The organism is Pseudoalteromonas sp. OANN1, assembly GCF_024124685.1.
GTDB classification, from domain to species: domain Bacteria; phylum Pseudomonadota; class Gammaproteobacteria; order Enterobacterales; family Alteromonadaceae; genus Pseudoalteromonas; species Pseudoalteromonas piscicida.
Genome location: NZ_JAMXSE010000002.1, coordinates 167,119 through 191,271, shown reverse-complemented (window position 1 = coordinate 191,271; position 24,153 = coordinate 167,119). Strand labels below are relative to the sequence as shown.

Sequence of the window (24,153 nt, the reverse complement as noted above, 5' to 3'; positions counted from 1 at the left end):
TGTAATAATGCTTAACTAAGCTAGTTCCTTCAAGTAGTAGATAAGTGCGCCCAATATGGCGCATTTTGCAGTTAAGGAACAATAATAATGGCAAGTTTTACCCGTCGAGATTTTATTAAAAGTGCATTAATGGGCGTTGGCGCAGCAACAATTAGCGTTTCGTTAGTAGGTTGCGGCAGCAGTGATAGTAAAGCGGTTGCAAGCAACGATTTTGCTGTCGCATTTAACCATGGTGTCGCAAGTGGCGACCCTTTAGCAGACAGCGTTATACTGTGGACGCGAGTCAGTCCTGAAGGTACACCTAGCAGTGTGGATATCACTCTACAAGTATCAGAGTCTGAAGATTTTGGAGTCTTACTACAAAGCCATCAGCTTGCCGCATTAGCAAAAAATGATTACACCGTTAAAGTAGACCTTAATGGCCTGACTGCAAATAGCCGCTACTTTTATCGCTTCGTCACTAAGGAAACGCATTCCCCCATAGGTAAATGCAAAACCTTGCCCGTTCACGATGTAACTGAGGTAAAACTTGCAGTCATGTCTTGTGCAAATTATCCGGCTGGTTACTTTCATGTTTACGCAGAAGCTGCAAAACGCAGCGATTTAGACGCGGTGTTGCATTTAGGTGATTACATATACGAATATGGTATGGGTGGGTATGCCACTGAAAATGCCGACGCCATGGGGCGAGGGCTGGATGCAGATAATGCGAGCGAGATTATTTCATTAAATGATTATCGTCGTCGCTACGCAAAATATCGTACGGACCTTGGTCTGCAAGCTCTCCACGCCAGTACGCCATTTATTGCGGTATGGGATGACCATGAAGTATGTAATGACTCATACATAGATGGCGCTGAAAACCATAACGAAGGAGAAGGGGAGTACACAGCCCGAAAGCTTGCTGCACTGCAAGCCTACTATGAATGGATGCCTGTGCGTCCGATGGTTAAGGATCAACTTGAGAGCCTCTATCGTAAATTTGAATTTGGCGACTTGTTATCACTTTATATGCTAGATACTCGTCATGAGAGCCGCGCAAAAGCACTCGACTATCAAGATTATATTGACCCTACAACAGGACAAGTAGATTTTGCCGGATTTCAGGCGGATCTCACCGCGCCTTCACAACAGCTATTGGGCGTAAACCAATTGACTTGGCTCACAGATAACTTAAAGACATCTGCGGCGAAATGGCAAGTCTTAGGGCAACAAGTATTGATGACCAAAATGATGATCCCAGCCGAGCTGCTCATGTCTCTTGCCAACCCTTCTGCACAAATGTCGACGCAATTAACAGAGCTTGCTCAAATAAAGGGAAGAATGCTTGCTGGTGACTCAACGTTGTCAGAACAAGAAAAAGCGCGAGTCACGTTTACCGCACCTTATAATTTGGATGCATGGGACGGCTATCCGGTTGAACGTGAAGTGATTTTACAAACAGCAAAAGCGGCCAATAAAAATTTAGTAGTCGTTGCTGGAGATACACACAACGCCTGGTCTGGTAAACTCTGCGATGCAAGCGGAGCTGTTTGTGGTCAAGAGTATGCCACAGCTTCTGTCAGCTCTCCGGGGCTTGAGCATTACTTGCAATTAGGCGATGAGCAAGCGCTACAATTCGCTGAGGTATTGCAATTATTAGTCGATGATCTTGAATATGCCAATATTCATCAGCGTGGTTATTTAACGCTTAATTTTACAAAAGAGAAGGTGGAAAGTGAGTGGCATTTTGTCAATACAGTTAAGCAAGAGCAGTTTGAAAGTCACAATAAACAGCGCGAGCTTATTCTGTAGGTACGGCAAGCTATTCGCGCTACGCTTTATGTACAGCTTAGTAAAAAGTGTGTAAAGGGGCTTTACAGCCCCTTGCATTTAGCTATTTTATCTTGCGAAAGAAGCGGTGTTACCTTAAATGGCTTCTTTTTACCTCCCTTAACTTTAACCTTTGCAATATCTAAATATTGAAAGTCTCCTGGGGCGTTAAGACGCCATAAATTCTTTGACTGTTCAGAAAAGCAAAACTCTCCCGTATCTCCATGTATCAACAGCAACGGATAACTGAGTTGAGCCGCATATTCTGCGAGTGCTTCTCGATATAACTGATAACCGTCGCACTTAGCTTTTGAGTTTTTATCACAACGTCCTGAGTGCTTCTCTTTTTGATACAGGTCAGCTTGTAGAAATATCACCGCGGCTTTATGGCTTGGTGTTAGCAAGCTATCCAACCACTTAATATTCTCTACATCACGACGATGGGACTCTTCGTGCACTACTTTTTTATCGGATAATAAGATTTGTCTGCGACCATTGTTGGTGCCAGGTACATGCAAAGTTAAAAACTGCACATCATCCACTATCCAAGATTGATTTTCAGGTACTGTTTGCTGACGTTTAAACTTTGGAAGGTTAGGTATTTGCACCGCAAAGTGTTTACGGATGAAATCCAATCTTTCTAACTCATCAAACCTAGGGTTCAGAGTTTCGCGGTCACAGTCAGTCCAATCATTATCTCCGGGCGTGAATACAAAAGGTTGGCTACTCACACTTGAGATCAGGGCATAATTATCTTTAAGCAGCTGGTCTGTACAGGGCTCAGCACCGGATTTCATATCACCTACGTGCACCATAAAATCATGCTGTATATCGTTTACCTTTTCACGCAGTGCACCATTTGGCATCAGCATGCTTCTGTCTATCTCCGTATAAGGCATATCACCAAAGACTAAAAATGACGTAGCCGAGGCCTGAAATACACTGAGCATAGGCATCACTGCCATGACGAATAATTTAACGAGCTGCACAATAATTCTCCTTTATGTTAGCCCCTATAATACATCAACTCTGTGACAGAAGAAGTCGCTCTCTCAATAAAAAACGCCGCTAATTGCGGCGCTTTACTACTTAAGATGTTTTTCGAAAAAAGCTAAAAACTCAGTAAGCGTCTTCACTCTATGTGCTTGATAACTCAGATGGTGGTTGCCATCCTCGAGCTCTATGTATTTGAATTTCTTGTTATGATCTTCAAGTTCATCTGCCATGTCACGACTATGATTCACAGGCACGACTTTATCGTCATCACCATGAATAAGTAACACGGGGCGGTTAATCTGCTTAGCGTAGTTAACAGGAGATTGTGCCTCAAGTTTATCAGTATCTTGTCCAAATTGGTCACGAACAAGCTCTTTGTTTGTGAAAAAGCGCGCACGACTGACTATCGATTCTAAGTCTGTAACACCAGCAAAACTTGCTGCACATTGAAACGTTTCAGGATGTTTTACAACAGCCATCAGTGCCGCATAGCCGCCGTAACTCGCACCACCTATACAAATTTTATTTTTGAGTGCATACTTTTCTGCAATCAACCAGTTTGCCGCATCTTGTAAGTCATCTTGCATCTTTCCTCCCCAACCTTGATTTGCTTCATTAAAGAAGTCAAAGCCATAACCAAAAGAGCCTCTAAAGTTAGGTTGGAAAACCACAAAGCCTCGGCTTGCCAATAGTTCAGACCAATAATCAAAGCCAGCGTAGTCGCGAGAGTATGGTCCACCGTGTGGAAAGATGATTGTGGGAGCAGCCGCATCGAATGCTTTAGGTAGGGTTAAGTAACCCTCAATTTCAAGGCCGTCACGGGCTTTAAACGATACCCTTTGTTTGCCCAAATAATTGTCACCAGTAATATCTGGATATAAACGTCCTAACCCCGCTAAAGAGCTGGTTTCTCTGTCACCAATCAGGTACGTACCAGAGTCTTGGTCAGAATCGCCGTACGCAATGTATTTTTTATTATCCGCGCTCATACTTATTACAACGGTGTCGTAGCTTGGTAATGCCGCCTTGAGTGAGCGTTGTAGGAGTTTGCGGTCTTCGTCCCAATAGACTCTCGAGTTATCAAGATTGGAATGGCTGAAGCCTATGGCTCTACCGTCGTGTGAATAAATGATACTGCCATCAAAATCATAGTCTGGATCGGAGAAAATAAGCTGAGGTAAAAGCGGGCGCTTAGTAATGTCTGCTTTAAACAGCGCATTTTTACCATTATGAAGTGCGGTTAGAAAAATGATATTTGGATCTTTATCAAATCCAAGAATACGAATAGCTTCTGGGCCACGAGCCTGAAAAGTGTAGAAATCGGTTAGATCCTTCGTTTTGTTATCATAGAGCATATAATAAGCTTGGATCCCTTCAAACCCATAACCCATTCTTACATTGCCTTGCTGATCGGCTATCCAGCTAGATATTTTTCTTCTTGCTCGAACAACTTTCTCGCGTCTACCTTTAGCTATGTCTAAGATATAAACGCTCGGCTTGTTTGCCATATCGAAGTCAGTTTGTACCAATATCTTGTTTGGTTGTTCTGGCAGTATGCTAATGACATCGTCTTGAAATTGGGCAGGAATTTCATTGCGATAAGCACGGTTGATTTGAACCAATTCATCCGTAGGGTTTTTTAAATCAAATTTAAATAAACGAGATGTTGTGTACTTTACGCCTCGCTGCACTTTGGTGTAATTAGCACCAAATAAGAGCATGTCATCGCTGGCCCAATCGTACCAACCAAGTGCTATCGTTTTATTATCAGTTTGCAATATATAGTTTTTTTTATGCGTTTTTAGGTCATGAACAGTAAGAACGAGATTTCCTTCATAATTTTGTAAATACGCAACTGCTTTACCACTGGGTGAGAGTGAAACTTTACTCATATTAGGGAGTTGCGCGTAACTTTCAATAGGTAACTGAGCGTTAGCAGAGCTAGTGCATAAAAGTGCAATAGCAAATAGAATTATATTTTTCATTTTTAGATAAGATGTAGAATGTTTTATGTGTCTTTAATTTGGCGACATTATTCCCTATTTTGAGGCTAAACTCCAATCTATATGCTTTGGCATACACTATCATTAGCGATAATTTAGGAAAAGTGAGAGCAAAAGTTCGCTACATTGCTCTCACCTTAACGCCGTTGAAATGAAAGCTGCGTACACACCAGTTAATGCGTACGCAGATTGAAACTAACTTTTAGTCTACTATACGTTTATTGGATTTGAGGCGTGAATTTTGTAATCGGTATAACCTTGTTCGCTACCACCAAATAATGTATCAGGCTGATGTTCGTTTAAGTACAAGTCATTTGCCAGTCTGTAGGGCAAATCAGGGTTTGAGATAAAAGGACGACCAAACCCAATCATATCAGCCCAACCTTCATTAAGAGCTTGTTGGGCGCGCGCTTTAGTATACTTTCCGGCATAAATTAACACGCCATTAAATGCCTCTTTAATTGCGTATTTAAATTTCAGAGGCATATCTGGCGCGTCTTCCCAATCCGCTTCTGCGATGTGTACGTAGCACACGTTGAGCGCATTTAGCTGTTTAATTGCCCCGAGGTATGTCTGCTCAGGGTTTTCATCAACTGTACCATTTAAGGTAGTAAGCGGCGCAAGCCTAACGCCCACTTTGTCACTGCCTATCTCGTCACTCACAGCTGTTACGACTTCACGCAAAAAGCGAATGCGGTTATCAACAGAGCCACCATAGCCATCAGTCCTTTGATTTGAGTGAGAGTCTAAAAATTGATTAATCAAATAACCGTTCGCTGCATGTAGTTCAATTCCATCAAATCCTGCCTGCATCGCGTTTCGTGCTGCGTGTCGATATTCGTTAATTACATTATTGATGTCTGCTTGGGTCATTGCTCTTGGTGTTTGTGCTTGAATAAAATCAGGGGAGTCATTTTCATCGATGAAAACTTTCACACCCTGAGCTTGAATTGCTGAAGCTGAAATCGGCTGAATCCCACCAGTGTTACTTTGGTGAGATACTCGCCCAACGTGCCAAAGCTGCGCAAACATAACACCGCCAGCATCATGCACTTGTTTTGTGACTTGTTTCCAGCCAGCAACTTGGGCGTTTGAATAGATCCCCGGTGTCCAAGCATACCCCTTACCGAGTTGCGATATTTGCGTCCCTTCACTAATAATTAAACCAGCCGTTGCACGCTGTGCGTAATAGGTTGCCATCAACTTGTTAGGGGTATCCCCGGGTTGACTCGCCCGTGAGCGGGTCATAGGCGGCATCACTATACGATTGTTAAGTGTTTTACCTGCTAAATTAATTGACTCAAACAAATCAGCCATTTGGCCTCCTCAACGTTTACTTAAACAATGAGAAGCTTAACCGTTTAAAATATCTTCATTAACCGCAATAAATACAAAATATATTTGTAAAAAATGAAAAACTATAGCGTGAGCCTAGGCCCAATGTAGTCTAAAAATGCCGAAATCCGAGAGGATACACCACTATTTTGATAATACACGGCTTGTACTGCTTCTCTGCGATTTGGCGAAATAATTTGCTCGGTAAAAACTTCAACAAGTCTTCCGGCTGTTATATCTTGCCTCACCATAAAGTTAGATAGCAGTGCAATGCCATGGCCAGCAATACACAATTGCCTCACGGTCTCACCACTGGATGCGCTAATGGAAAACTTGAGCTGTTGCGGACTTTGTAAAGGCCAAACGTTGAGATGTGGGGCATCGGTAAAACCTATCAAGTTATGATATGGAAGATCAATCAGTGGTTCATTACCTACAAATTTACTTAAATAGCCAGGGCTTGCTACAAGATGAAGTTTACTGCGGCCCAGCAAACGCGCGTGAAGATTAGAGTCAGCCAAGTCACCAATTCGTATTGCGATATCGGTTTTATGCTCTAGCAAATCGATGATGCTGTCATGACTCGTTATTTCCAAAGTAATATCGGGAAAGGCCTCATTAAAACCTTTTAATATAGGCGTAAGCTGGTGAAAAACGAAAGGACTTGCAGCATCAACTCTTAATTTACCTGCCGGTGAAAATCGTAACAGCCTTAACGCCTCTTCGCCTTGCTCAATGGTATTGAGTGCCTGCCGCGCATGGCGTAAAAATAGCTCGCCTTCTTCGGTTAACTCTATCCGTCGAGTCGTTCGATTGAATAGGGTTACACACAGGGACTTTTCCAGTCGAGTTACTGCTCTTGACACCTTTGCAACTTGTTCGTCCATCAGATTTGCTGCAGCGGAAAAACTGCCAGTATCGACAACACAGATAAAAGCTTCTAGATCTTCGGTTTTAGAGCTAACGGTCATGTGTATTCCTTTTCATTTTCTACAAAAGTATTTTGTCATTTTCGCTATTTTTTGCAAATAAAAAAGCTTTCACACTACACCAACTTATTGCTTATCACTTTAAAAGGGTTATTTATGCCGCTTGCATTACTGGCGCTGACATTAAGCGCATTTGCCATTGGTACCACCGAATTTGTCATTGTTGGTTTAGTACCGACCATTGCTTCCGATTTATCAGTTTCGCTGCCAAGTGCAGGTTTACTGGTGAGTTTATATGCCATTGGCGTTGCTGTTGGTGCGCCCGTTTTAACCGCACTGACAGGGCGATGGAATAGAAAGTCTGTATTACTTAGTTTGATGGCACTCTTTGTTTTTGGCAATCTGCTTGCGTGGCAAGCGCCAAGTTATGAAAGCCTGATTTTGGCAAGGATCATGACAGGACTCGCTCATGGTGTGTTCTTCTCGATTGGCTCTACGATTGCAACTAGCCTGGTCTCAAAAGACAAGGAGGCAAGTGCCATCGCCATTATGTTCACGGGACTGACCGTTGCGCTCGTAACAGGAGTCCCTTTGGGTACTTGGATTGGCCAACAGTTTGGCTGGCGAGCCACTTTTCTAGTAGTTTCTGCTTTAGGTGTTATCGCTCTATTGGGAAGTGCATTATTAATACCAAAGAACCTAAAGCAAAACGTATCTGCCAGTCTATCTGAGCAGGCAAAGGTATTATTGCAACCCAGATTACTGCTCGTCTATCTTATGACCATACTCGGCTACGGTGGAACCTTTACGGCATTCACCTATCTTGCGCCAATTTTACAACAGGAAGCTGGTTTTAACGCCGCTACAGTCAGTATTATTATGCTGGTTTATGGTGTATCCGTTGCTGTTGGCAATATCTATGGCGGAAAATTAGCCGATAAAAAAGGGCCGATAAGCGCTCTGACCGTCATCTTCGCGTTACTCTCGGTCATTTTGGCTGTGTTGACATTTACCATGCAGTCGAAAATCGGCGTGGTGATCACAGTACTAGTGTGGGGAGCATTTGCTTTTGGAAATGTACCTGGTCTTCAGGTCTATGTTGTACAGCTAGCCGAAAAGTTTACTCCAAATGCGGTGGATGTCGCATCAGGGTTGAATATCGCAGCCTTCAACGTTGGCATTGCGCTCGGTTCTGTCTTAGGTGGCCAAATTGTTGAAAATATGTCGCTGCAGGACACTGCTTGGGTAGGGGCACTTATCAGCGCTGCAGCCTTATTAGCAACCCGTTTTAGTGGCTATCTCGATAACAGATCTTTATTGAAGGCTCAAGTTGTAGAGTAGGTGGTAGCTTATCATGGGGCCTTTTATTAAGAGAGTGCCACCTGAAGTGGCTCCTACGAAAAGGCGATCTGATTTAGTGAATAATTAAGCCTCAACAAAGTAGGAGCAGGTTAATCCTGCGAGCTTTTGCTAACAGATCGCCACCTGAAGTGGCTCCTACGCAAGGTAATCTGATTTAGCAAACATTCAAGTCACAACAAAGTAGGAGCAGGTTAATCCTGCGAGCTTTTGCTAACAGATCGCCACGTGAAATGGCTCCTACGCAAGGTAATCTGACCTACCAAATATTTAAGTCTCACCAAAGTAGGAGCAGATTAATCCTGCGAGCTTTTGTTAACAGTTCGCCACGTGAAGTGGCTCCTACGAAAGGAAATCTGACCTACCAAATATTTAAGTCTCACCAAAGTAGGAGCAGATTAATCCTGCGAGCTTTTGATAACAGATCGCCACGTGAAGTGGCTCCTACGAAAGGAAATCTGACCTACCAAATATTTAAGTCTCACCAAAGTAGGAGCAGGCTAATCCTACGAACTTTTGTTAACAGTTCGCCACGTGAAGTAGCTCCTACTAGGCTGTAAAGTGCGAGTACTACACTATTGTTTGGGGATCGCATTTCCTTTAAACGACACTCTGATATTCGTCACTTTACTTAAGTCATAAAGCTGTGGATTTTTCAGCTTAATTGACCAAGTGGTAAACGGAGTTGGTTTAAAGTAATTAATCGCATAATCGTTTGCGATTGCACCACTGGTGATTGGATCTATGCTCGTCGTTTCGCTATCTAACAGCTCGTAACTTACCAAACGGTATAACGACTCTGCACTAAATTGATAGGGTTGCCCTTTAAACCTATCTTGATATGAACCACTAGATCTTACTTCGATATCATAGCGCTGGTTCTCATTTAACCCCGAACCTTCTAGTACAACATTGACCTCGTCTAATCTAACTCGATCAAACTGGGAAAAATTAATATCTTCCAACGACAGCGTAAAACTCATTTCACCGTCTTGCGCAAAATCCAGCAATTGTTGCGGCGCATCTAACTCTTCTATGGTGAGCATAAAATCTTGAGGTCGAGGGTTAAAGCGTAATAATGACGCGGCCTCTTGCTCACGTAGCAAGGCTAGGTCAAGGCGGTATTCTTGATAACTTTGATTGAGGCTTGGTGTCACAATGGTGTCATCAAGAGACCAGTAGCTAAATGCCGCCTGATAGTTTGTTAATGCAACAAATATCGGACGTTTTAGATTATTCAAAGTCCGGAATAGCTGTTCCTCCATGCCCTGAATTTCATCTAGACTGTTTTGAGTGTTTTGTAAAAATGCATCTATACGATTGATTTGTTTAAGCTTTGCATCAGCGGTGATGCGCAAATCTATCTGTCTGGACTGCTCCTGGGCAATATCAATCTCTACAGCAACTATTGCCTTGCCATGATTAATCAACTTTTCGATAGCAACAAGGTAGTCGCTTGCACCATCAATATCTTCATCTATGGCTTTTTTCATTTGCGCCTTAGCGGTTATCAAAAATTCGTCCCAAATTCGATTTGCCTCTTCTTTGGTTGGAATGAGTGAGTTAAGGCGATTGAACTCTTGTGCAAGCTCACTGCTAGAAAACGGATCTGCAGTTTTTTGCGATAGCACGTTTAACTGTCCACTAACCGTTTGCACTTTATCCATTAATGACGCGATATCATCAATTTTGGTTTTTAACTCATTGATCTCTTGGATTGTGGCGGGCAAGCTCGCGACCAAGTCTTTCAGACCGCTGGTGTCACCCCCAGCAGCACCCGCAAATGCAGTGCCTGCACTAATTACGGTTTCAAGTACTTTAAGCCCAATTTCAGTGATTTTATCTAGTTTGTAGTCCAAAATTCCTTGTTGAAACTCGACCCCTGAATAGAAGACATTATTTTCTTGTCCGCTGAATGATGCTTTTTGTTCATCAAGTGTCTTTACCAAGCTCGTCAGTTGATCTACAGAGCGAGAGATAATTCGTTGCTCAGCAGATGCGACATCGAATAGGTTATTCTGCATCAAAGTGAGATCTTGGCGCTTGTTTTCTAAACTTCGGCCTTGTTGCTGAAAATTATTGTAGCTGTCCTGATATGCTTCCATCGCTTCAATATATGCTTTAATCGTTAACTCATAAAAGTCGCGGGATAGGCTAGGTACATAGTTTTTGTTAAGTGTTGCGTACGACAAAAACTGTTTAAAATTAGCAAGCTGCAAGTAAAAATTCTTTGCTTGAACGGAAGATTCTCTAACATCATGAGATACGTTTAAAATAGATTCAGGCCAGCTCAACATCTCAATACTCAACGCTGGATTTTGATCATAGATGGAAGCCGCCATATCGAATGACTTTTCAAATGCATCTAAAAAGTACTCTTTATGCACAGAGATAAGTGACGTTAACGCTGGTGAAATAGGCGTTGCGAACTTATTGCCTTGTATAACTTGATATAGTGTACCAAACGAGTCTGGAGCAATACTAAAGCGTTCAATTTCACCATCACTTGGCGAATGAGCTGTGATTATATTGATATTAGCCTCAACTTTATCAGCCATAAATACCAATGTTGATGCTTGCGCATTTTGGGTGTCTAAATTGATACTCACCGTACCATTACCCATTATTTTACGTGCGACGATAAAAATTCGTTTGTTTGGCGCATCGAAAATCATGTTTCGGTCTATTTCTAGAGTGTCAGCAGCAATGACGATAGTATTATGATCTCTTGCACTGGTAAGCACGTCATTCAAATTGACATGTAAGGCCGAGACCAAATAATTTTGTGTGTCTATCTGTTGTTGATTTGAAGTCGTAACGCTCGGTAGGTTTTGACTTAGCTCAAGATTATATAGCTCGTTCCAAGTCGCAGCTTGGCTCGAAAAAGCGCAGCCAATCAATAGGCTGAGTAAAGTTGGTTTCATAGTAACTCCTTATGTACCTGAGCATATTTAGCTCAGGTACTGTGATATATTCCTTATAGCAATAAGGAATGCATGTTGTATTTGATTACTGCTCAGAGATAGGTAGATAAGCGTTTTGCAAAAATGCTCTCGCTTTGTCTGAAATGTCTTTCCACGAGTTTGTTGCGCTGCTTGCAAGCGGAGATGAAACAATACCAGCTACCACAACATTAGCATTTCGAAGTGCATTTTCACTGTCTAGTTGCTCTAAGACTTCTTTAAGTGACCGCATATCTCCTAGTAGAGACTGCCAATGCACTTGCACTAAGCGTACATTATCGATTGCTTTGAGGATCTTATCATTCATGCCATCTACTTGACCTTTAGCAATCTCGTAAGATGCGGCCAGGCTCACTGAATGTGCTAGGTCTTTGTTTGAACTATCAATTTGTGCTTGAACCTTATCTATTTCATCTTTGAGTTCTTCGACTTGGCTGCCAAGCACAGAACCGCCGATTAACAACACTAAAGGTCCCCCAGCAGAGAGGCCTGCTACTATCTTCAACTTAGTGTCTTTTTCGTTGTTAAGACTGTTTAGGCGATTTTGCAAGGTACTAATTTTTTCGCGAATATTCGCAGGCTGATCTTTATTCAAGATATCAGCAAATGTACTCTCAAGCGTTTCCAACTCCCCTGTATGCGTAGTCAATCCCCCCTGAAAACTAATAAGTTCATTCACCACTTCTTCTGTTTTATTCAGGTTTGAGTCAATAAAACTCATAAAAGTATTGAGAAATGAAATTGCGGCTTGGCGACTCTGCTCAGCAGCTTGCATATCCCCCGTAAGTGAAGCGTTATGTAAGTTGGTTAATTGGCTGATAAACGGGTTAATTAACAGTGCATGAGTGTCTGAGTAGTTAGCAAGTTTTGTCGCTAAATCAATAACGCTAGGGTAGATATTATGATTCCAGTTTTGACCAGATGCGTTGATTTCTCCAAACGTTTCCATTAACGCTTTATAGTGGTTATTCAAAGGCGTGTTGTCAGGGTAGCGCGTTGAACTTCTAAATGCAGACTCGTTGTTTGGTAACCCAACAGCAGCTTGAGCGAATACTTGAATTGTGTGCCATTGCTCTTGTGTTAATAGAAAATCATCTGAACCAACATCTACAAACAAAGGTGCACCTTCAATATCTCCTTGAAGTGTATCGTACATAATTGGTGAGATTTCTGGGACGTCGGTATTCGCAGTTGCGAGCTGACTAAGCCCAAATAATTGGAGTGACGTTACGATAGCAATTGCGCTTTTCTTTAACTTAATTGATTTCATCTTTCATATTCCTTAATCAATCGGTGTTCTAACTGTTAAGTTGCACTAGACCTTTACCGGTCTCCAAAGTGCAACTGAAGATAAAAGTGCATGTAGTTAATTTGTTAACCAAATGTACTTTTAATATTATTGATATAGGGATAATAAGAATGGAAGAATTTCTACACTTTCTAACAAATTGAGCGGTTTAGTTGCATTCCCAATAACACCAAACACCACGGTATACAATCTACAAAACAACAAATTAAGTAAATAAAAGTTAACAAAAGCAAGCTAAAACTTGGCCATCTAAAGCTTTAGATGTAGAGGAATTTGTTACAGACAGATAGTCAACAGTTTATTTTTACAGCCACTTTCGCTCAAAATTCAACCTTAATTAAACTGTTTCATAAAATCGAACTCAATGTTTCTACCGCTGTAAATGAGACGCACATTCTTTGTTGAGAAAATAAATTCAATCTATTGTCAGCCATCTGATCTTGTATAGAAAAATCAAAGTAACTGCCCGTTAGCGCAGCCACTTTAAGTTATCTAAATGACTTAAAAATTCAAACAAGGTTAAACCTAAAACGATTAAGAAAATTATCAATAACCACTTTTAGCTAGGTTGGGAAAGTGCCGCTGAATTTGGTATAGACCAAAAAGCACATTTCATTTATAACTATTAAAAATACATGTTTAATTTATGTAATATTTATGTAATTTTACTTAAGTGTGGCGGTCTTTATCTTATAAAGTAACGTGAAAAGAGAAGTTAAAATGAACAAACTAAGAAGAATGATGATATTTAAGGGGGTGGTAGAGTCAGGATCACTGACCAAAGCCGCGGAGAAGTTAGCTTTGTCCAAATCAGTGATCAGCCAACATCTCAAGAAACTAGAAGAAGAAATAGGAACACCACTACTATATAGAAACACACGAAGCCAATCATTGACCAACGTTGGTAAAGACTTCTATGCATACTGCCTTGAAATCAGCCATTTATCAGAATTAGCTTGGGAAAAAGCAAGATCAAAGCAATCAGTACTCGCAGGGCAGTTAACAGTTACAACATCCTATGCTTTGATGCAAACCATCGTTGCACCTGCACTATGTAAGCTGATTAAGACACACCCTAAAATCCGCCTGAATTTAATTAATGAAGATCGCCCTCTCAATCTAGTGGAGCGGGGGATAGATCTTGCTGTTAGAGTGGGAAAAAGCGCAGATGTGGAGCAATCACAGCAATATATTGGTTCATTTAGAGACGTGCTGTATAAAGCAAAGGACAGTGAATTTAACGACACAACCGCTCCTTACATTGCAAACTCTTGGGAAGGCAAAGTCACAAATTATGAATTTATCCATACAACACAAAATATCGTTAAACCACTTTCATTCAAAGCACATCACAAAACCAACTCAGTTAGCGATACAATAGGGCTCATTGAAAGCGGTTTGGGTATTGGGTTAGTGCCAGAAATCATCGCATTTAATAATCATAACCTAGAGCGTGTAGATCCCGAATTCGAGCTGGAAAAAGTGGAAGTATTTTGCATTCATAAAGGTAGTACTGATGTACCCGCGACGATACGAATTGCGCAAAGTGCTATTAAAAGCTATATGGATGCTCATCAATTTGTATTGAAAAATGCTGCGATGCACTATTGAGCGCAAGATGGAATGTTGTCCTCATTTGCGTTACTAAGAATCTACGTTATGCTTGCAGTAGTTTAAGAAAATTAATTCACTCTAAACATGAAGTTAAAGGAAAATCTATTCTCCCATTGTACCTTGGTATTTGGGCTAATATTATTTGCGATAGTGAGTCAAAGTACTCAAGCGAAAATAACCATCGCGGTTGTAGGCAAAACTAAAAATGACACCTTTTATGAACAATCGTATAAAGGGTGTGTAGACTTTGCAAAACAACATCCAAATGTAGAATGTATCTACGATGGTGCAGACGACTATCAAGATTTTAGAACGCAAAGCCTTATCATCAACGAACTATTGAATAAAAAGGTAGACGGTTTATTAATATCAACTACCGATTCAAACTATCTCGTGTCACGTTCACTCAAAAAGGCGAAGCAATTGAAGATCCCGGTGATCACTTTTGACTCTGACCTTTTAATAGAGCATAAAGATTACCGTCTCGCCTATGTAGGAACCGATAACTTTGCATTTGGTGTTGCCCTAGGAGAAGCTGCCAAACCTTATAAAACGGCTGCGCTTCAATCGTTTTGTATTCAAACAGGTCATCACTCAACACCTAATTTAGATAAAAGAATTAATGGCGTTAGATATGCACTTGCTACACATACAACAGACAACCTTTCAACAACAGGAAATGATCTCAAGCAGGGATGGCAAGAGTACGAACGATGCCCACTTTACACAATGGGTAAACGCGAAGATGCGATAAGCCAACTATTGACCTTGCTAAGTTATGAAAATCCCCCGATTTTTATTGCTGTAGCAGGCTTCGCCCAATTTCACTCTAATTATATTGAACGCGTCTTACCCTACAAAGAGAAGATCACGAATCACGATGCTGTGATCATTTCCGCAGATACAGAAGAGATACAACTTAAAGCTTTGGGAAAGGGGCTTTCAACAATCAATATTGGCCAAAACCCCTATGAAATGGGCCGAAAAGGAGCGGAATTGCTTTATAATACGATAGCGCTTGGCCAGGCGCCCTCCAAGGATAACTACTACTTAGACTTTCATTACTGCAATCAAACAAACATTCTTAGATGTACCGTTAACCACTAGCTTTAATGACCTTGCTATACGTAACCTAAGCTTCAGTCAATATAACGGATAGGTTTCAACATCTATTTTTCACGCCACAAAAACAATACTAAAGTACCAATTTAAAAACCTATTTAGAGACGTAAAACATCATAAAATCTGGTTTTTCGGTTATTCATTGACCGCAAACTTAAAAAATACGACAATGGTATTATATTAAGTGATGTTAATGTAAACAAAAAATTTACATTAGCTCTATTTTATTGGAGTGGCTATGAAACTTAACTTTGCAACCTTAGCGTTAATGTCAGTTGTTGGTACAGCAAGTGCAGCCGACAATTTAGTCGTTAACGGCTCGTTTGAAACATCAGGCAATATTTCTGGTGATTGGGCGTTATTTGACAATCTCCAAGGTTGGAGCAGAGAAGGTGCCAAATTCGAAATTCAAAAACAAAGCCTTGGTATTGTCGTACCTCAAGACGGCAATCAATACCTAGAGCTTGACTCGACGGCAAATTATACAATCTACCAGAATATCCCAACCACGATTGGTAAAAAGTATAAAGTGAGTTTTTATTACTCTCCTCGAGTGGTAAACAATGATTCAACTAATCGCGCACGTGCATGGTTTGGCGATAATACACTAGTAACGATGACTGCAACGACCCGTGGCTGGACAAAGTACGAGTATACGGTTGAAGCGACAGGTAGTTCGACACAGTTACGTTTTCAGGGTTTAGGTACTTCTGACTCATATGGTGCGTTATTAGACAACGTCGTCGTAACAGAAGAAGAGGAAGTTATACCTCCAGAGCCGCCAGTAACCTGTAACGTAGGCGTGTATGGCATCAATAACTTTGGTGAAGACAGCAATAGCTATGTTTATAAATTCGACATGGTTAATGGTACCTATGCATACGTTGACGGCATCGCTAACACAGCCTCAAATATTGCTGCGCACAATGGCGCACTTTACTTTATGGAACAAAACGACAGTGCAACTAAGGCGTCATCACTTTGGAAAGTTTCACTAGATAGTGCAGAGCAGACGCTAGCTGCTAATGCGGTTTCATGGCCATTATACCGTTCAGCAGTAACGCCAGACGGTACTAAATTACTCGCAAGCAGCAAAACTTATCTTTATGAGTTTGACATGCAAACAGGCGCAAAAACAGTGCTTGGTAAACTAAGCTATGCAGGTGATGACTTCTCACATGGTGATATTGCATATTCAGCAGATACTAACGTGATTTACGTACTAACAGGTAAAGCACTTTACACGCTAGATAAGGGTGACATGACTTTAGATCTTGTTGGCGAGCATGGCGTAAATTGGGCATCAGGTTTAGCAGTAAGCTCTGACGGCACTTTATACGTGTCTGGTCGTAATTCAGGTGAAGATGCGAAGATCTACACACTAGATCCAAATACGGCACAAGCGACCTTTGTTATGGATGGCCCTGAGCACATCAACGATTTAACGTATGTAGCGAATTACTGCGAATAGGTCTGTCTAATTAACCTGAGGTTTGGATAAGGAATGTTCCAACTCATTGTTTCTAAAGAACAACTTAGTTTTTTCCTTTTCTAGCCAGAGAGTTTTAGGGAAAACAAGGCGAATTTACGCACCAATATCTGGCTATTGGAAGTGAATTCAACGCAGTTAGCGCTAAAACAGGCTGCTAGAAAGGCATCAATTATCCGCAGCTCAGGTTAATTAAGCAAGGCGAGGGGTAACCCTCGCCTTTTTTTGTTTATAGCTAAAGTAACTGATTGTTTTATATTAGAAGCCTAACACCATTAATTTTGTAAAAGCCTTAGCGAAGATGCTTTGATATTTCCAAGAGATATAAAATTTATAAGATAAAAAGATATTGTTTGGGCGTCTAATCCTGCATTCTCTCTAAAACCTCTTTTTGAATTTCTTCTTTACTCGGCCTGCCAATTTCTAAAAGAGGAAACACAAAGTGAATAGCAGTTCCTTTTTTTGAGCTTTTAATACTCAACTTGGCTTTATAGCTTTTCGCAATTTGTTTTATGGTATAGATCCCTAATCCAAAATGAAGTCGTGAATAAAGCGCCATTCCATTACCATTATCAGAAATCATGACATGAATTTTATCTTGTTGTTTACTAATAGACAGGCTGAGTTGTGTTGCTTTTGAATGTTTAAGCGAATTATCAACACAATGGTAGGTTACGCTGTAAATGTCCTTTTCCAACTGTTTTTTAAGTTGTGTCTCACCAATGGAAATATTGAAATCGAGATCCATATCACTCATATATGAACAATGAGCCTGCAACATACTGATAGCAACGCTCAGTTTTTCTTTACCAAGTGCCGCATGACCTCTTGCCAATGGTTCGAGCTTCAAAAGTGCTTGGTCGAGTTTGTCTAAACCTTCTGAAATCGTAATATCATCACCGCTACACAACTTTTTAGCCTCGGCAACTTTAAGGACAGCATCACTCAAGTCTTCTTTTTGGTATTGGCGCTGATTATTCCTGAAAACTTTATGAAAACTCTGCACCCAAATATATATATACACAGAAATCGCTATCACTAGGATGAAGACCAAGGCAGCATACACTGAAATAGCTAAAGGTGTTGAATACCACGGCGCAGCCACGTTAAAAGTCAATGACGTAACGTTACTGTAGCGTCCCTTATTCTCAACCCTAAATAAAATATCGTATCCTCCTGGTTTTAGGTTGCTAAGTTGCATTCCCGCAGCTAACAATTTTTGCCATCCAGTATCGTTTATGTTTGCTTCAAACGAGTTGACATGCTGATCTACAAAATTGTAGTCACTAATCGTTATTTCAATAGCTGGATGCTGACTAACCAGTTCAGTAAACTCCAAATAGGTTTTACCATCCAGAGTGACACTTGTTACCTTTGGCGCATAAAGATCGACAGAAGGAGCCGTTGTGAGCTCAAATATAAAGTCTGAACTGGCAGCATAAAGTTTGTCGCCCAAAACCTTAAGGCTTCCGATAGTAAAAGAGTGTGCCTTTGTACCTGGTACCAATTTTGTGTGATCTGCACCTCTTTCTAAAATGTGGACACCATTGTTGGTCGCTAAATACAAATTGTCATTAAACTCCACGAATTCTTTTACAAAACTTGGTGAGCTTAACTTTTGCCAAACTCCACTATTGGGTTTAAACCAGACGCCTTTTCCATAAGTCGCTGCAAATAGGCCTTCCTCTGTGACATAGCTATCAGTGACAACTACACCATCTTCAAATAGACTGCGCGTCCAGTCTTGTGTATCAACAACCAACAAACCTTGTTTGGTGCTTGCATAGATATAATTACCACTATGATTTATGTCTAAGACTTCCAGGCTAGGAAGCAACTGCCTAAGTTTTTTGTCTACTATTAATTCCAAGTTTGAGTTAACTTCAACAACTCCATAGCCATTTGTAGCGATATGCAATGTATTATCAATCACTGAGAAATTAAGCACATAATCATCATGAACTTTTGTTATTTTCTTACTCGCTAAATCAACGAAATAGGTGCCCATATCGGTTCCTATCGCAAGACCGCGATTGAAGAGTTGAAAAGCCGTAACCTCAAATGCTTGAGCTGATATCTGGCTATTTAACCAAGCTAATGGTTCAACACTATTTCTGCCAGCCTTTTGAAATATACCTTTGGTAGTACCAATCCACAATTCTCCTGCAACGCCTTCAAGTACATTATATTTAGACCCTAAAGACAACTCCGAAGACTTAAGACCAACTTCGATAGGCTCGAATGTGTTTAGGCCTAAACCCCACACCCTATTTTTGCCATCCACATGTAGTTTGCTGTAGTTCTTTTTCTTGGTGTTAATGCCTGTTCTTGTAATATTTAGGTCTGTGAGCGTAACTTCATTAACGCTTTCGTTATCTGTAAAATAGATAAAATAGGGAGCTGCAAATACGATATTATCAGCATTGTCTATTTCCATATTAGAGATAAGCTGCTGCTGTAGGGTAGAGTAGTAACTCATCCTATTATTAACAAAATAAACAACGCCATGCGGTGTTGCCGCTAAATTGCCATTATCGATGCTTAGTGCTTCAACGGTTTTTATTACGCCATCTTGTATTAAAAAAACACCTTCTGTTGTCATCAAATAGGCTAAATTTGCAAACGCGTCAATGTCTAAAACTCTGCTTGAGCTACTGTATATTGTGCTGACTACTCCTGACTCAATATCAATCCTTTTAACATCATATCTTCCTAGAGTGAAAAGCGAAGAGTTTGTTAACGCTAGTTTTGTCGCCTCCACAGAAGCTATTTTTTTCGATTCTAGACTCGTTAGATTCGTGATCCAAACGTCACCATTAGAATACAAAGAAAACAATGTTTTATGTTGCAGTTTGATATCACGAACTAAGCCTCTGGGTAATCCAGCAGCTTTGCTTAAAGGAAGAAAATGACGGCCATCGTATCTATATACCCCATTGTGTGAGGACAAATAAAAGTTGTCGTTTGAGTCATGAACGACACCATTTAAATGTTCAAATTGGAACGCTTGTAACTGCAACGAAAAAGCAGCTAGGAATAAAAGTACGAAGAAACGCATGAGACAATCCATTAATTAAATGCGGCCAACCACAAGAGCTGGCCTTACTTCCTAGTTGACCTCGTATGCATTGTGATCTCTTACGCCACAACCCGCTACGACAACAGGCAAATCGACTTTAGTATCATCAACTACCGTTTCATCAACCATATTACGCTTCATTGTAACACTTTTTAAGCTTTTGTTAAGTTTTTGATTTCCACTTTGTGACTTTGTCCAATTAAATTGTTTTTCGCGCTCTGCTAGCACAAACAAATAGGTGGGTTTACGAGGATCAGTTTCATTCTTTTTGTTATTCCAAGAATGCATTACTGCTTCGCCAGCTTCAACACCATATAAATGTGTGTAAGCAGCCGCTAATAACTGAGCGCCAGAATCACTCATCACCATCAGTGCCGTATTCTTATAGTCGCTACCACAATCGAATGACACGTCTACATTTAACGTAGAACCATCAGGCAACAGCAGATCTGCATTCATCCTAGAAACTCGAGCACGATCCTCTAGTGGAGTTAGGGCGTTAGCCGCACTAATACAAAACATAGTTGCAGCGATTGGAAGTAGTATCTTTTTAAACATAGAGATTTCCTTTTAGTCATAAAATATGCGTTCCTTCATCAACAGTTCCAACCATTACGTCATTGAGTTATATCTAGGTACTTTCTCCTACAATAATGGTAAGGATTGTTTATGTCTTAGAAGGCCACGCTCAGGTGAACAGATCTTGCCTTAAAACACAATTTTGCAAGACCGCATCAACCATCTTATTTGCAGCTAAAATATCTTCAACTACAAAAATACTGTGAGCTCAATATTTAGAGATCTTCTCTTTACTATTGTTGACTTGTAGAACACTAACTGTAAATACTTAGTTAAGAAATAATTCTTTATTTTATAATATCTATCCAAAGTAAACGATGCCTTTTGCTATTAATTATTACGACGACTAAAAAAGTTACTTGCTATTATGGAGATACAACATTAGCGGTGTTCTGAACAACTGCATGATTGGTGATATTAACACCCAAGCTTCTGCTGTAATGCGACGTAGAAATTAGAATAGGGGGCCTGAATATTTGAAAAATAAAGAAAAACCTACAGGATGAGGAATTTTAGCCCCCACAATTTAACATAACGTAAATTATAGGCTTGTTTATACAGTATTGCATAACAGGTATCTACATCACTATAATATGTCCAATACTAACCAATATCGGACTTACCATGATTTTACCACTGGTTGACACCTTAAAGCAGCTTAGGTATCAAATCGCCCATCTTGAAGATGATACGCTTGCGCATGAGTATCCTGAACTGACAAAGTTCTTGGCTAGTCATGGTAAATCACTACCTGTACATAACGAGCTGCAGTTCTTATTTCAGTTTTTGTATGTTTACGGTCGTAAGTCTGAAGCAACTTTTAACCGTTTTCGTAATGAGCTTGAGCGCTTTTATTTATGGTCTTGGCTGGTTGCTGAGAAGTCAGTGTTTGAGCTAAAACGCGAAGACATCGAGGCGTATGTAGATTTTGTGGTAGAGCCAGATAAAGCATGGACGCAAACTTCTGTACAGTGGCGTTATAAGCAAAACCAAGGAATCCGTCAGGTTAACGAAAATTGGCGACCCTTTGTTCTCAAAGAAAATGGTGCTAGCCAGCAAACGTTGGCCGCGATGTTTACCGCGCTGAATGTGTTTTACAAGTTTGCTATTTTAGAAGAAAAGTCGTTCGCTAATTTTGTTCCGGTGGTTAAGAAAAATAGCCCGTATTTAGTTGTTCAATCGCAAATCAATCTTCCTGATACGCTGAGTGATTTGCAATGGGAATATGTTTTTGGTGTAACTCGTGATTTAAGTGAACAGCAACCAGACCTTGAACGGAATCTCTTTGTATTAGCTTGTTTAAAGGGTTTGTATTTACGTATTTCAGAGCTGTCAGACCGCCCTCATTGGTCACCGGTAATGAGCCATTTTTGGCAGGATCAAGATGATTTTTGGTACCTAAGAATTATGGGTAAAGGCAATAAGCTAAGGGATGTAACGCTTAGCGAAGACTTCATCAGCTATTTAAAGCGTTATCGTCAGTACCGAGGATTAAGCGCCCTGCCTCGCGTTGATGAGCCCTACCCAATTGTTCATAAACTAAGGGGTCAAGGCGGTATGAACGTTCGTCAATTACGCCGTATTGTTCAGCAAAGTTTTGACTTAGCAGTGGCTAAACTAAAGGAAGATGGCTTTACGGAAGAGTCAGAGCAACTCGAAGCCGCAACTTCACACTGGCTAAGGCATACAGGTGCAACACATGATGCACAACACCGCCCGCTAAAACATCTATCTGAAGATTTAGGTCACGCCAAAATCGCGACAACCGATCAAATTTATATTCAAACCAATATTAAAGAACGCGCCAAATCGGGCTTAAAACGGAAGTTATAAATATAAGAAAAAAGGACATTCGAGAATGTCCTTTTGAATCTTCAATGAATAAGTGCACGACGCTAAAACTCACTTACGCTTAAAACGAACAATCAATTCGTGCATTTCTTTTGCGGTAGATTCTAAATCTTTACTTTCTTGATGCACTTTGTCTGCGCTATCTAGGCTGTTGTTTGCAAGCTGGGCAATATTCACCACCTGCTGATTAATGTCATCAGACACGGCTGCTTGTTGCTCAACCGAAGTCGCAATTTGCATCGACATATCACTAATTTGGATAACAGCTTGGGTGATTTGCTGTAGCATATCGGTGCTTTGATTCAGCTGCTCAATACCATGGAGCGATTCTTCTTGGCCTTGCTGAGCAATATCTACTGACGCTTGTGTGCTGCTGGTTAGCTCTTCAATAATTGCATGGATCTCTTTCGTCGACTCTTGAGTACGCTGTGCTAGATGTCTAACTTCATCAGCAACTACTGCGAAGCCCCTACCTTGCTCACCAGCTCGCGCAGCTTCAATTGCTGCATTTAGTGCTAGCAAATTAGTTTGCTCAGCGATTTGTTCAATAATCTGTGCGGCAGCAGCAATTTTATCAGTTTGCTTAGAGACGCCTTCAACAGAATTGCGGATGTCGGCAATGGTATTACTTAAATCACCAAAAGCAATTTTGGTTTTATTAGCGATCTGTTCTGTTTGAGAAGTCAAATCAAGGGAGTTCTGAGCATCTTTAGCACTCAATTGCACGCTGTTAGAGACATCGTTGATGGTTGTTGTCATTTCATTCATGGCAGTGGCAACAAGCTCAGTCTCAGTTTGCTGCTTTTGTAAATCGGCATAAGTTGCTCGCGCTTCTTTACTCGCTGTATGCGCTCCTTTTGACACGTTTTGCGCCGCATGTTCAACACGCGTAAGAATTGTATCTAGGTGTGCCCTTTCACTCTTTAAACGAACTTGGATTGATGCCATGGTGCCATCCCAAGTCGAATAAACTTGCTCAGATATCTCATCGCAAAAACTGTGCGCCAACTCAGATTCTAGTCGTCTCAGCTGTTCTTTATCGCGCCAAGTTGCATAGGCTGAATATGCCAGCATATTGGCCATTAACCAAAAAAAGCCTGCAGATTCTGAAGCAAAATACCAAAGTGCCAGTGACGAGACGATGTTAAATACTGGCCAAACGAAACGTAATTTGGGAAGACTGAAACTGCTTCCTTTATTAGTATTTACGTTTGTATAAAGTTGACTTGCCCGTTCAACCGTCGCTCTATCTGGGCAGCTTCTAACCGACTCATAGCCAATGATTTTGCCATTTTCTGTTATTGGCGTTACATAGGCATCGACCCAGTAGTGATCACCATTTTTACAGCGGTTTTTTACGATCCCCATCCATGGCTTACCTGTTTTAAGCTGCGTCCACATGGTTTGAAAAGCCACAGGTGGCATATCTGGATGTCGTACTATATTATGAGGTTGACCAACTAACTCATCACGGGAAAATCCACTAACATCGATAAACGCTTGATTGCAGTCAACAATATTACCTTTCAGATCAGTGACAGAGATAAGCTTTACATCGCGAGAAAAGGTTTTTTCTCTTTGGGTTACTGGGTGGTTGGTTCTCATTAGACATGTCCAAAACTAACAAAAAATTGATTTTCCCTTAAAGATTTGCAGGAAAATACGCCCTCAATCCATGAATAGCAATAGAGAAGGGATTAATTAACGATAATT

15 protein-coding genes are annotated in these 24,153 nt (G+C 40.8%); 6 read left to right on the top strand and 9 right to left on the bottom strand.

Annotation, left to right across the window (positions count from 1 at the left end; translation table 11 throughout):
- Nucleotides 1-87 precede the first annotated feature (87 nt).
- Nucleotides 88-1,794: an alkaline phosphatase D family protein gene (locus tag NH462_RS02845; protein ID WP_253103777.1), complete on the top strand. Its 1,707-nt coding sequence runs from the start codon at nucleotides 88-90 to the stop codon at nucleotides 1,792-1,794.
- 62 nt (nucleotides 1,795-1,856) lie between these two features.
- Here NH462_RS02845 and NH462_RS02840 read toward each other — a convergent pair whose 3' ends face one another.
- The 4 genes from NH462_RS02840 to NH462_RS02825 form a co-directional block, all read right to left on the bottom strand.
- A complete protein-coding gene (locus NH462_RS02840) occupies nucleotides 1,857-2,801 on the bottom strand; it encodes a hypothetical protein (protein WP_253103774.1) in 945 nt (314 codons plus the stop codon).
- A 96-nt stretch (nucleotides 2,802-2,897) separates the two neighbouring features.
- Nucleotides 2,898-4,700, bottom strand: a complete 1,803-nt coding sequence (locus NH462_RS02835; RefSeq protein ID WP_253103771.1) for an alpha/beta fold hydrolase — start codon at nucleotides 4,698-4,700, stop codon at nucleotides 2,898-2,900.
- 321 nt (nucleotides 4,701-5,021) lie between these two features.
- Nucleotides 5,022-6,128, bottom strand: coding sequence for an alkene reductase (locus NH462_RS02830; protein WP_253103769.1), 1,107 nt, complete (start codon nucleotides 6,126-6,128; stop codon nucleotides 5,022-5,024).
- A 101-nt stretch (nucleotides 6,129-6,229) separates the two neighbouring features.
- Entirely contained in the window at nucleotides 6,230-7,117 is an 888-nt protein-coding gene (locus NH462_RS02825; protein WP_253103766.1) for a LysR substrate-binding domain-containing protein, read from the bottom strand.
- A gap of 114 nt (nucleotides 7,118-7,231) precedes the next feature.
- Here NH462_RS02825 and NH462_RS02820 point away from each other — a divergent pair, with 114 nt between their 5' ends.
- Nucleotides 7,232-8,416 carry an MFS transporter gene (locus NH462_RS02820; RefSeq protein ID WP_253103763.1) on the top strand — a complete coding sequence of 395 codons (1,185 nt, stop codon included), beginning with the start codon at nucleotides 7,232-7,234 and terminating at the stop codon, nucleotides 8,414-8,416.
- A 593-nt stretch (nucleotides 8,417-9,009) separates the two neighbouring features.
- On the opposite strand, the gene NH462_RS02815 is transcribed toward NH462_RS02820, so the two are convergent.
- Both NH462_RS02815 and NH462_RS02810 read right to left on the bottom strand, forming a co-directional pair.
- Nucleotides 9,010-11,358 carry a hypothetical protein gene (locus tag NH462_RS02815; RefSeq protein ID WP_253103759.1) on the bottom strand — a complete coding sequence of 783 codons (2,349 nt, stop codon included), beginning with the start codon at nucleotides 11,356-11,358 and terminating at the stop codon, nucleotides 9,010-9,012.
- Between the two features lie 85 nt (nucleotides 11,359-11,443).
- Entirely contained in the window at nucleotides 11,444-12,667 is a 1,224-nt protein-coding gene (locus tag NH462_RS02810; RefSeq protein WP_045988529.1) for an alpha-xenorhabdolysin family binary toxin subunit A, read from the bottom strand.
- 759 nt (nucleotides 12,668-13,426) lie between these two features.
- Here NH462_RS02810 and NH462_RS02805 point away from each other — a divergent pair.
- From NH462_RS02805 to NH462_RS02795, 3 genes are all read left to right on the top strand, one after another.
- Nucleotides 13,427-14,317 carry a LysR family transcriptional regulator gene (locus NH462_RS02805; protein WP_253103755.1) on the top strand — a complete coding sequence of 297 codons (891 nt, stop codon included), beginning with the start codon at nucleotides 13,427-13,429 and terminating at the stop codon, nucleotides 14,315-14,317.
- An 87-nt stretch (nucleotides 14,318-14,404) separates the two neighbouring features.
- A complete protein-coding gene (locus NH462_RS02800) occupies nucleotides 14,405-15,427 on the top strand; it encodes a substrate-binding domain-containing protein (protein WP_253103752.1) in 1,023 nt (340 codons plus the stop codon).
- A 253-nt stretch (nucleotides 15,428-15,680) separates the two neighbouring features.
- Nucleotides 15,681-16,913, top strand: a complete 1,233-nt coding sequence (locus NH462_RS02795; protein WP_253103747.1) for a DUF642 domain-containing protein — start codon at nucleotides 15,681-15,683, stop codon at nucleotides 16,911-16,913.
- Nucleotides 16,914-17,292: 379 nt separating this feature from the next.
- Here the strand turns inward: NH462_RS02795 and NH462_RS02790 are convergent, their stop codons facing one another.
- Nucleotides 17,293-19,989, bottom strand: coding sequence for an ATP-binding protein (locus tag NH462_RS02790; protein WP_253103745.1), 2,697 nt, complete (start codon nucleotides 19,987-19,989; stop codon nucleotides 17,293-17,295).
- 51 nt (nucleotides 19,990-20,040) lie between these two features.
- Nucleotides 20,041-20,568, bottom strand: a complete 528-nt coding sequence (locus NH462_RS02785) for a hypothetical protein (RefSeq protein WP_253103742.1) — start codon at nucleotides 20,566-20,568, stop codon at nucleotides 20,041-20,043.
- Nucleotides 20,569-21,213: 645 nt separating this feature from the next.
- Here NH462_RS02785 and NH462_RS02780 point away from each other — a divergent pair.
- Nucleotides 21,214-22,422, top strand: coding sequence for a site-specific integrase (locus NH462_RS02780; RefSeq protein ID WP_010379393.1), 1,209 nt, complete (start codon nucleotides 21,214-21,216; stop codon nucleotides 22,420-22,422).
- A gap of 69 nt (nucleotides 22,423-22,491) precedes the next feature.
- On the opposite strand, the gene NH462_RS02775 is transcribed toward NH462_RS02780, so the two are convergent.
- On the bottom strand, nucleotides 22,492-24,045 hold the full coding sequence (locus NH462_RS02775) for a PAS domain-containing methyl-accepting chemotaxis protein (protein WP_253103740.1): 1,554 nt from the start codon (nucleotides 24,043-24,045) through the stop codon (nucleotides 22,492-22,494).
- Nucleotides 24,046-24,153 lie beyond the last annotated feature (108 nt).